Origin of the sequence: Streptomyces sp. FH025, assembly GCF_017427025.1 — a bacterium.
GTDB lineage: Bacteria > Actinomycetota > Actinomycetes > Streptomycetales > Streptomycetaceae > Kitasatospora.
In genome coordinates this window covers 1-2,484 of record NZ_JAFLNG010000926.1, presented here as the reverse complement: position 1 = coordinate 2,484, position 2,484 = coordinate 1, and the positions used below count along the sequence as shown (strand labels likewise).

Below are 2,484 nucleotides of genomic sequence, written 5' to 3'. Positions count from 1 at the left end.
TCCACAACACCACCACCTGGCACCGGACCATGACCGACGAAATCCGACACGACACCCTCACCCAACCCGAAACCTGGCACGTCTACGGCGCACTCATCACCGACATCCAACGCCTCCTCACCGACCTCCAACACACCCACCACCACACCCACTAGCCACACCACCGGCGCCGGCACGGGATCCACGGCCTCCCGCCCAGGCGAACCCGACCGCGAAAACACCCACCAAAGGTCCTGACAGAAGCCGCTGCGGACGTGACCGTCGAGCCCGGCGCTCGCTGGTCGGTGCGCGGGGAAGAAGCGGGAAAGAAGCGGGAAAGAAGGTGCCTCGTCCACGGGTCGTGTCGGACGAACTGTGGGAACTGATCGAGCCGTTGCTGCCGCCGGACCCACCGAAGCCCAAGCCGGGTCGCCGGCCGCACCACCGCCAGGGCTCCACGGCTTCCGCCGCCTTCGTGGCCCCGCGCACGTCCCGCCCGCCGAAACGCCGCCGCAGCCGCCGCCGCGCGCGAACGGAAACAGCGCCACACCGAAAGCCCGAGACGATCAGGTGCGACCGCCCCCGCGGCGGCCGCACCGACCAACACCCCCCTCCCGGAGGGCTACGGGCTGTCCGGCCGATCACGAGGTGCGTACTCTTGGCGCGTGATCGATCACGGCATCGCCCTGCCCTACTACCGCCTCCATGTCGTGCCTGCGGTCGTGGCGCTGGCGAGCCCGACATGGCAGCGAGAGGTATGGCTCGATCCGGACCGGTTCGAGGACCTCGACCACACCGTGCACGTGCTCTTCGACGACTTCTGCGATGCGCACAATCCCCTGCCCTGGCTGGGGCAGTGCCTTCGCAGCGAGGAGGAAGTCGAGCTGATGGCACGTCTTGGTGCCGCCTACAGCGCGGTCCAGGACTCGGTCGGCGCCGCCGCCCGCGACGAGGTCTATCTGGACGCACCAGGCTGGCCTGCCGTAGTCGCCTCGGCAGCCCGGCTGGCCCAGGTGCTGGTGTCCAATGACCACTCGGCGTTGAGCAATCTGCACGACGCCGGCCACCGCTGGCCGCCCGGCGCCGGACCAGTCACCTCCGGAACGCAAGACCACCATGTCGGTTCATGACCGCGCTCGGACGACCAGGGCCGCGGCGGTGACCGTTCCGACGACGGCGTAGCCGCCTCTGTCGTACCGCGCTGCCACGGCCCGGGAGTTCTTCCGCTCGTTGACGGCCCGTTCGACGCAGTCGCGCTTCTCGTACCACTCCTCGTCGAAGCCCGGAGGCCGTCCGCCTCGCGATCCCTTGCCCAGGCAGGCGGCCCGGCTGTCGGCCTTCCCCGGAATCCTCCACGACGACGCCGGACGCATCCTCACCGTCATCGCACTCGACCTCACCAACCACGCCAGCACCAACCGCCGACAAGCTCGGCCACCTCGGCGAGGTCCCCGACCAAGGGCTGCGCAAACAACGCAGACGGTAGGCACACCAAGCCCGTTCAGAAACCGTTGTCGTACCGGTCACGCTGAGTATGACGTCGAGCGCCCTGGCCGAGTCGAGCCGAACCACCCGGTCATGGCATCGGGCCGGGCCGCGGCCCACGCGGCCCGCAGCGTTGACAGGCGCGACCGGACTTCCGGGTCATCGGCGCTCGAAGCGACCAGGCCCGGCAGGACGACCGCGCCCGCCGGGCGCAGGAGACACGACCAAGCACCAGGCGGGCAAAGGAGCCAGAACGCGAAGTACCCGACCAGGATGACGAAGAGCCCGTCCGCGATCCAGAATGACCGGATGGTCACGCTCGAAACTCCCCGCCTGATCCTGCGCCGCTGGCGCGAGGAAGACATCGCGCCCATGACCGCCGTCAACGCCGACCCCAACGTCATGCGGTGGATCCGTGACGGCAGCGTCCGCGACGAACAGCAGACCCGCGACGGGATCCGGGCCTGGGAGAACGAATGGGAGTCACACGGCTTCGGCCTGTTCGCCGTCGAGATCCGCTCCACCGGCGAACTCGCCGGATTCACCGGCCTTTCCGTACCCGCCTTCCTGCCCGAGGTACTGCCGGCCGTCGAGGCCGGATGGCGGCTGGGACGATCCCACTGGGGGCAGGGCCTGGCCACCGAGGCCGCCACCGCCGCCCTCCGGTTCGGATTCGAAGAACGAGGACTGGAACGGATCGTCAGCATCATTCAGAAGGGCAACCACGCCTCCGAACGGATCACGACCAAACTGGGAATGCACCCCGTCCGCGACACCGTCAACCCCACCAGCGGCCGACACATCACCATCTTCGAACTGACGTCACACCAGCACTCCGCAACCACCCGCTGACAGCCACGACAAGGACGACGCCACCGCACCACAGGCACGACGTGTCCACCCTCCGCGACGGCTGGATCGCACGCACGCCTACACCAACCCCACCGAGGTACTGCAAAACGGGCAGGAACACTTTCGGGGTAACCAAACGGCGAAAACTCACCCATCAGGTGGATTCTG

3 protein-coding genes are annotated in these 2,484 nt (G+C 68.3%); 2 read left to right on the top strand and 1 reads right to left on the bottom strand.

Annotated features, from left to right (window positions below; genetic code table 11):
• The first annotated feature begins 644 nt into the window (after positions 1–644).
• The gene (locus J0670_RS35745) at positions 645–1,109 is read left to right on the top strand and encodes a hypothetical protein (RefSeq protein ID WP_307806844.1); all 465 of its coding nucleotides are present in this window, start codon (positions 645–647) and stop codon (positions 1,107–1,109) included.
• On the opposite strand, the gene J0670_RS35740 is transcribed toward J0670_RS35745, so the two are convergent.
• Positions 1,104–1,364 carry a hypothetical protein gene (locus tag J0670_RS35740; RefSeq protein ID WP_207816776.1) on the bottom strand — a complete coding sequence of 87 codons (261 nt, stop codon included), beginning with the start codon at positions 1,362–1,364 and terminating at the stop codon, positions 1,104–1,106. The genes J0670_RS35745 and J0670_RS35740 overlap by 6 nt on opposite strands.
• A gap of 409 nt (positions 1,365–1,773) precedes the next feature.
• Between J0670_RS35740 and J0670_RS35735 the strand changes: the two genes are divergently transcribed.
• Positions 1,774–2,316, top strand: a complete 543-nt coding sequence (locus tag J0670_RS35735) for a GNAT family N-acetyltransferase (RefSeq protein ID WP_207816775.1) — start codon at positions 1,774–1,776, stop codon at positions 2,314–2,316.
• Positions 2,317–2,484: the final 168 nt, after the last annotated feature.

Excerpts from the sequence above, each read along its gene's own strand:
- J0670_RS35740 (WP_207816776.1), bottom strand. The coding sequence starts at position 1,364 with ATGACGGTGAGGATGCGTCCGGCGTCGTCGTGGAGGATTCCGGGGAAG.
- J0670_RS35735 (WP_207816775.1), top strand. The coding sequence starts at position 1,774 with ATGGTCACGCTCGAAACTCCCCGCCTGATCCTGCGCCGCTGGCGCGAG.